The 6,986-nt window shown below is 72.4% G+C and carries 4 protein-coding genes; 2 read left to right on the top strand and 2 right to left on the bottom strand.

All coding sequences use genetic code 11. The features are described 5' to 3' along the window. Positions 1–246: 246 nt before the first annotated feature. A complete protein-coding gene (locus AA75_RS00475) occupies positions 247–450 on the bottom strand; it encodes a cold-shock protein (protein WP_033817632.1) in 204 nt (67 codons plus the stop codon). Positions 451–739: 289 nt separating this feature from the next. Then, entirely contained in the window at positions 740–2,902 is a 2,163-nt protein-coding gene (locus AA75_RS00470; protein ID WP_033817631.1) for an MMPL family transporter, read from the bottom strand. 532 nt (positions 2,903–3,434) lie between these two features. Between AA75_RS00470 and AA75_RS00465 the strand changes: the two genes are divergently transcribed. Then, positions 3,435–5,654 carry an MMPL family transporter gene (locus AA75_RS00465; protein WP_051811468.1) on the top strand — a complete coding sequence of 740 codons (2,220 nt, stop codon included), beginning with the start codon at positions 3,435–3,437 and terminating at the stop codon, positions 5,652–5,654. Between the two features lie 189 nt (positions 5,655–5,843). Further along, the gene (locus tag AA75_RS00460; RefSeq protein WP_033817629.1) at positions 5,844–6,740 is read left to right on the top strand and encodes an aminoglycoside phosphotransferase family protein; all 897 of its coding nucleotides are present in this window, start codon (positions 5,844–5,846) and stop codon (positions 6,738–6,740) included. Positions 6,741–6,986 lie beyond the last annotated feature (246 nt).

Genomic DNA, 6,986 nt, shown 5'->3' with positions numbered 1-6,986 from the left:
CGCCGGTACGGGTGCGCTGGGTGCGTGCGGGGTCGGTCATGGTGCTCCAAATCCTGCTCGGCCGACGGCCACGGCGGCTGCCGTGGCGGTAGGGCCCTGGTGGGCACCCCCGGCCGGAGGCTGGGGGAGGGTCGGCCGTCGGAGGAGTGGAGTGCGCCGCCCCGGCCGTTCGGCGGCATGGGCGAGGGCCCGCACCCTGCGGGACGGGCCCTCGCGCAGCACTGGTGAGTCGGCTGGAAGCCGTTCTCAGATGGTGCGGATGTTCTCGGCCTGCGGGCCCTTCTGGCCCTGCGTGACGTCGAACTCGACCTGCTGGCCCTCGATGAGCTCGCGGAAGCCGTTGGACTGGATGTTCGAGTAGTGGGCGAACACGTCAGCGCCGCCGCCGTCCTGCTCGATGAAGCCGTAGCCCTTTTCGCTGTTGAACCACTTCACGGTGCCGGTAGCCATAACCGTCTCCATTTTTCACTGGGGCGTCAGGGGCCCACACCTCGTGGACCCCGAGTAGCCGCGATCCCCATCCGGAGACAAAACACCGGACAAAACAAATGCGCCTGTTGGTTGGTACCAGCAGGCGCACACACACGTTCATGGGAACCAATACTGCAACTGCGTCGACTGTAGCACGCCCGATCCGTATGGTGATCGGAACGTTTCCCTGGTCACACCATGTTTGCCCGCCGCGGCGAGGGGGCACCCGGACGGGTTCCGGGTGCCCCCTGGTGCGGCGGGGTCGGGCTCAGCTCCGGCCGGCCGGCTCCAGTCGCCTGCCCTCGGCCCCGGCGTCCGGCGCCACGGCGGACGGCTCGGTCCGGCCCGGCCACCAGGCGGCGCGGCCCAGCAGCGCGGTGAGCGCCGGGGTGAAGAACATCGCCATCACGAAGGCCGACACCGCGATGCCGAAGGCCACTGAGAAGCCGATCTGGCTGAACAGCGAGTTGCCCGCCAGCAGCATGGTCGCGAAGGTCAGCGCGAGGATGCTGCCCGCCGCCGCGATGGTCGGGCCGCCGTGGCGCAGCGCCAGACCCGCCGCCTTGCGCGGGCTGTGGCCCTCGGCCGCCTCCTCCCGCAGCCGGGCGATCATCAGGATGTTGTAGTCGGTGCCGATCGCCACCACGAACAGGTAGATGAACATCGGCAGCATGAACATCAGGCCGGCCTCGCCCTGCATCTTCTGGAAGACCAGGCTGGTGGCGCCGACGGTGGCGCCGAAGCCGAGGCCGACGGCCGCCATCAGGTACCACGGGGCGACGATGCTGCGCAGCAGCAGCGCCAGGATCAGCATGATCAGCAGTGCGGCGACCGGGAAGACCAGCGAGTAGTCGCGGGCCATCGCGGTGTTGATGTCCTTGTACACCGAGGTGATGCCGCCGACCTTCGCCTCGCTGCCCTGCGGCGCGGAGCCGTGGGCGACCTTGCGCAGCCCGTCGATGGTGTCGATGGCCTGGTTGGTCGCGGGGGCGTCCTTGAGCATGACGGTGATGTCCGCGACGGTGCCGTCCGCGTTCAGGTGCGGCTGGGCGACCACCTGGGCCACCCCGGGCACCTTGCCGAGCTCGCCGATGTAGCCGGTCAGCGCGGCCGGGTCGAGCTTGGCGCCGGTCCTGCTCTCCACGTAGACGTGGCTGGGGTCGGCGGCGCCGGCCGAGAAGGCGGTCATCAGGGTGTCCTGGACGACCATCGACTCCTTGGTCTTCGGCATCGAGCCGGAGGCCAGGTCGAAGGTGCCCTTGTAGCCGAAGGCGGCGAAGGACAGCACCACCAGCATCGCGCCGGAGACCAGGGTGACCAGCAGCGGCTTGCGCTCGACGGTCCGGCCGATGGCGGCGAAGCGGGCGTTGGCGGGCTCCTTCTGCCAGGCCTTGGAGGGCCAGAACAGCACCTTCTCCGGGATCAGCGAGAGGATCGCCGGCACCAGGGTGACCGAGGCCAGGGCGGTGACGAAGACCGCGATGGCCAGCGAGGGGCCGAGTGCCTGGAACATGCCGAGGCTGGAGAGCAGCAGCACGCTGAACGCCACGATGACCGCGCCGGCCGCCGAGGCGATGGCCTCGCCGACCCGGCCGACCGCGTTGACCACGGCCTCCTTGCGGTCGTCACCGGCCCGCAGCCGTTCGCGGTAGCGGAACATCAGGAACAGGAAGTAGTCCGTTCCGACGCCGAACAGCACGATGATCAGGATGGCCGAGACCGAGCTGTCCGCCTTGAGGCCGAAGGCCTTGCTGGCGTCGGCGATCAGGCCGTTGGCGACCATCGAGAAGACGAAGATCGACAGGATCGGCAGCAGCGCGATGATCGGGCTGCGGAAGATGATGCCCAGCGTGAGCAGGATGATCACGATGGTGCCGACGCCGATCAGCATGTTGGCCAGCTTGGAGGAGTCCTGCTGGTCCAGGTTCTGGGCGGACTGGCCGCCCAGCTGCACCTTGAGGTTGCTGCCCTCGGCGAGCTTCTTGGCCCCCTCGCGCAGCTCCTTGGCGGAGTCGGCGGCCTCGGGCTTGTGCGCCGAGTTCTTCTCCATGCCGACCATGGACAGCGCGTAGCGGCCGTCCTTGGAGGTGGACTGGTCGCTGACCGGCAGGATCGTCTCGACCAGCTTGACGTGCTGGTCGGTGAGACCCTGCACGACCTTGGCCATGGCCGCCTTGTCGGCGTCGTCCAGCTTGCCGCCGTCGGTGCGCTCGAAGAGCACCATCGCGGCCGGGGTGAAGTTGGCGGGGAACGCCTTCTCCTGCACCTGCGAGGCCTGGATGGACTCGTAGTGCTTGGGCAGGAACGCGCTCTCGTCGGTCTGCGCGGTCAGTGCGGGGGCGGTGGCGATGATGGCCACGGCGGCGACCAGCCAGCCGATGATCACCCACCAGGCCCGCCTGACGACGAAGCGTCCTATTCGGTGGAACATGCTCGTGTGCCTCCTGGGCATGGTTCACCGCAGCCCTTGGGGGACGGGACACCGGGCGACGGCAGGACCGGGCAGGGAGCGGCAACGGCAGCCCTTAGCCGGTCGGCAGGTAAGTACGGTCAGCATCCTACGGGCATTTACTTGCCGCCCGGCAAGTGAGTTACCGCGGGAGGGGCCGGGGCCGCTCGGCCCCGAAACCACCCCTAGGGGTGGCCCTTGACCATCCTCACCTGCGCACACCGGGCGACACCTCGTGCTCCGGGTGGAGATCCCTCCCCCTCAGGGTGGAGCCGGGTCCGCCCGCGAGGAGGAGATCCCGGGGACGCAGGTAGGGGAAACCCCACCACGGGGGTGGGGGAAGGCCCAGGGACGGCTCCCCCGCAAGCCGGATGTCGCTCGAGGACGCCGGTTCCTAGCCTCGGTGGTGCAGCTTCCACAGCGCGCCGGACCACCGCCGGCGACCGCTCCCGGCGGCACCGCCGCCGCTCTCCCTGGGGGAAACACAGCAGTGAAACTCGGACTCGCCGCGACGATGGGCGCCTGGAGCGCCCGGCACAGAAAGACGGCCGTCTTCGGCTGGCTCTTGTTCGTGGTCCTCGCCGCCTACCTCGGCGGACTGCACGGCAGCACCAAGGTCGAGCAGTCGGAGTCGATGCCCGGCGAGGTGGCCCGCGCCGCCAAGATCCTGGACGACGCCGGGATCAAGCGTCCCGCCGGCGAGACCGTCCTGGTCCAGAGCGCCGCGCTGACCGCCGACGACCCGGCCTTCCGCGCCGTCGTCGACCAGGTCCGCTCCGCGGTCGACGGCACCGGCAGGGCCACCGACCTGCACAGCCCGTACGACAGCGGGGCGATCTCCGCCGACCGCCACTCGGCGCTGCTGCAGTTCACCGTCGCCGGGGACAACGACAAGGCGGTGGAGAACGTGCCCGCCCTGCTCGACGCCGTCGGCAAGGTGCAGGCCGCCCACCGGGACCTCACCGTCGAGGAGTTCGGCGAGGCCAGCTCCGGCAAGTGGTTCCAGGACCAGTTCACCAATGACTTCAGCCGCGCCGAGTGGACCGCCGTACCGCTCGCGCTCGGCATCCTGCTGATCGCCTTCGGCGCGCTGGTCGCCGCCGTGCTGCCGGTCGTCCTCGCGCTCACCGCGTTCATCGCGGCCGGCGGCCTGGTCGCGCTCAGCAGCGGCCTGCTGCACACCAGCGACGACGCCAGCTCGGTGATGCTGCTGGTCGGCCTCGCCGTCGGCGTCGACTACTGCCTGTTCTACCTGCGCCGGGAGCGTGAGGAACGGGCCGCCGGACGGGACGCCGCCACCGCCCTGCAGATCGCCGCCGCCACCTCCGGCCGGGCCGTCCTGGTCTCCGGCGTCACCGTGGTGGTCGCGATGGCCGGCATGTTCCTCACCGGGATCGCCGACTTCCAGGCCATGTCACTGGCCACCATCATCGTGGTGATCACCGCCGTGCTCGGCTCGCTGACCGTGCTGCCCGCCCTGCTCTCGATGCTCGGCGACCGGGTCGACAAGGGCCGGATCCCGCTGCTGCACCGGCTGCGCGGCGCCGACACCGGCAACGGCGGCCGGGTCTGGAACGCCCTGCTCACCCCCGTGCTGCGCCGCCCGCTCGCCGCCACCGTACTGGCCGGCGGCCTGCTGCTGGGCCTGGCCGCGCCGCTGCTCACCATGCACACCGCCAACCTGACCTTCCAGCAGCAACTGCCGAAGGGCAACGCGCTGGTCGCCACCTCCGCCCGGATCGAGGCCGCCTTCCCCGGCAGCCCCTCCCCCGCCACCGTGGTGGTCAAGGCCGGGGACATCGGCTCCCCCGAGATGACCCGGGCCCTCGCCGACTTCCAGAAGGCGGCGCTCGCCACCCCCGGCGTGCACGGCCCGATCCAGCTGACCGTCCACCGGGCGCAGAACGTCGCCACCCTCGACGTCCCGCTGCCCGGCAGCGGCAACGACGCCACCAGCACCGCCGCCCTGCGCGCGCTGCGCGCCTCGGTGGTGCCGCAGACCCTGCTCAAGGTGCCGGGCACCGAGGCGCCGGTGACCGGCCAGACCGCGGGCTCGCACGACTTCAACCAGCAGATGTCCGACGCGATGATCCCGGTCTTCGGCTTCGTGGTGGCCTTCGCCTTCCTACTGATGCTCACCTCGTTCCGCTCGCTCGGCATCGCCGTCACCGCCGTGGTGCTCAACCTGCTCTCGGTCGGCGCGGCCTACGGCGTGCTGGCGCTGGTCTTCCAGCACGGCGTCGGCGCCTCGCTGCTGGGTACCGCCGGGGTCGGCGCGGTGGAGTCCTGGGTGCCGCTGTTCCTGTTCGTCATCCTGTTCGGCCTGAGCATGGACTACCACGTGTTCGTGGTCTCCCGGATCAAGGAGGCGCACGACCGCGGCCTGTCCACCGCGGCGGCCGTCTCGTACGGGATCCGGTCCACCGCCGGGGTGGTGACCAGCGCGGCCGTGATCATGGTGGGTGTGTTCGCGGTCTTCGGCACCCTGTCCATGCAGTCGATGAAGCAGATGGGCGTGGGCCTCGCGGTCGCCGTCCTGATCGACGCCACCGTGATCCGGGCCGTGCTGCTGCCCGCCGCGATGAGCCTGCTCGGCGAGCGCAACTGGTACCTGCCGCGCTGGCTGGCCTGGCTGCCCGACCTCTCGCACGGCGAGGGCCTGCCGCCGGCCGTCCCGGCCCCCGCCGGGCCGTCCGGCCGCCACGCCGCCGAACGGCAGCACGCCGGGATCTGACCCGCCCGCACCGGGGAACCGCATCCCGGGGTCCGGCCGGCCGCACCGGGGACGGCCGGCCGGACCCGCACCACCTCGCCGCACCGCACCACCCCCGCACGGGCCCCGCGCGTCGCGCGGGGCCCGGCGCCGTTCGTGCCCGACACGTGCGGCAGGATGGGGCGGCACCCGCCCGGACGGAGCCGCCCGATGACCACCCCCGCCGCCGCCTTCGACGAGGCCTGCGCCCGCACCCTGCTGGCCGCCGCCTGCGCCGAAGCCGACCTGCCCGACCCCTCCGACGCCGTCCTGCTGGCCCTCGGCGAGAACGCCGTCTTCGACCTGGGCAGCCCCGCCGTGGTGGCCAAGGTCGGCCGCGGCCCCGCGCTCGGCGCCCGGGCCGCCCAGGAACTGGCGGTCACCGGCTGGCTGGACGGCCGGGGCATCCCGGTGGTCCGCCCGTACCGGCCGGAGCCGGTGGCCGCGCAGGGCCACCCGGTCACCTTCTGGCACCGGCTGCCGCCCGCCACCGGCCCGGCCCGCCCGGTCGACCTGGCCCCGCTGCTGCTGGCCCTGCACCGGCTGCCCGCACCGCCCTTCGCGCTCCCGCCGCGCGACCTGCTGGCCCCGGTCGACCGCTGGCTGGCCGCCGCCGACGGGCACATCGACCCCGCCGACGCCCGCTTCCTGCGCGAACGCCGCATCCGGGCGGCCGAGGCCGTCGCCGGGCTGACACCCCGGCTGGAACCCGGCTTCATCCACGGCGACGCACTGCCCCGCAACGTCCACCTCGGCCCCGACGGCCCGGTCCTGCTCGACCTGGAGTACGTCGCCGAGGACCTGCGCGAGCACGACCTGGTGGTGCTGGCGCTCAGCCAGGACCGGTACGGCGTCCCCGCCGAGGAGTACGCCGCGTTCACCGCCGCCTACGGCTGGGACGTCCGGGAGTGGCCCGGTTTCGCGGTCCTGCGCGGCGCCCGGGAGACCGCCAGCGCCGCCTGGGTGGCCCAGCAGGCCGCCGCCTCGCCCGCCGCGCTGGCCGAGTTCCGCCGCCGGGTCGACTCGCTGCGGGCCGGCGACACCACGGTCCGCTGGTACCCGTTCTGAGCGGTCGCCGGCGGCGGAACCGGGGCCGAACGCCGGGCGTCATACGCGGCAGAAACGGGCCGCCCCGAGGCGGCCGGTGAGACCTCAGGAGTCGTCACCTTGCTGCTCCCGCACCAGCTGTCACAGCACCGCCGTGCCGTCGGCGCGGCCGCCGCCGCCCTGCTGCTGCCCGCCCTGCTGGCCGGGTGCGCCGCCGATCCGGCCGCCCGGGCCGCCGGTACGCCCGCCGCCCCGCCCTCGGGCCCG

The organism is Kitasatospora sp. MBT63, assembly GCF_000710465.2.
Lineage (GTDB): Bacteria > Actinomycetota > Actinomycetes > Streptomycetales > Streptomycetaceae > Kitasatospora.
This window is presented reverse-complemented; position numbering and strand designations above follow the sequence as displayed.

Bases quoted from the DNA above. Each gene is read 5' to 3' on its own strand.
- AA75_RS00475 (WP_033817632.1), bottom strand. From the start codon at position 450: ATGGCTACCGGCACCGTGAAGTGGTTCAACAGCGAAAAGGGCTACGGC.
- AA75_RS00470 (WP_033817631.1), bottom strand. From the start codon at position 2,902: ATGTTCCACCGAATAGGACGCTTCGTCGTCAGGCGGGCCTGGTGGGTG.
- AA75_RS00465 (WP_051811468.1), top strand. From the start codon at position 3,435: ATGGGCGCCTGGAGCGCCCGGCACAGAAAGACGGCCGTCTTCGGCTGG.
- AA75_RS00460 (WP_033817629.1), top strand. From the start codon at position 5,844: ATGACCACCCCCGCCGCCGCCTTCGACGAGGCCTGCGCCCGCACCCTG.